This is a genomic window from Roseibium sp. AWQ4_254 (genome assembly GCF_056161025.1).
Map to the genome: position 1 here is coordinate 1 of NZ_JBSWYH010000106.1, position 484 is coordinate 484.

The window sequence follows — 484 nt, forward strand, 5'->3', positions numbered from 1 at the left end:
CTGCTGGCCGCCTCAAAGAGCAGGCTGCGCAGCATCGCATCGCCATGCCTTGATATGCGCCCGGACCAGTCCATCTCCCCCGACTGGTTGCGCCGCGCGGTCAACCCGGCATAGGCCCCCACCGAGCGCGATTTGGCAAACCGGGCCGGATCGTCGATGGTCGCCGCGAAAGCCAGCGCCGTCACCGGCCCCACGCCCGGTGCCGTCATCAGCAGCCGGCAGGCCGGGCTCTGCGAAGCGCGCTCCCTGACCGTGCCGTCCAACTCGTCCAGGCATCTGATCAAAGCCGTCCGCGCCTCAAGCAAGGGGCCGACAATGCCGGTCAGAGCAGGGCATGTCTGCAGGACCGCCTGCACACGGGCCGCGAACTTGCCAACTCCCTTGGGCAGGCGGTGCCCGAACGCGCCAAGCAGCCCGCGGATCGCATTTTCCGTATCGCGGCGCTGGCGGACCAGGTGCTGACGGGCCTTCAGCACCGTCCGGT

At 69.0% G+C, this 484-nt stretch carries 1 protein-coding gene; it reads right to left on the reverse strand.

Going from position 1 to position 484, the window contains the following annotated elements:
- Positions 1–484: transposase (locus ACXAIC_RS24815; RefSeq protein WP_475187122.1), on the reverse strand; the 484-nt coding region annotated here is incomplete at both ends.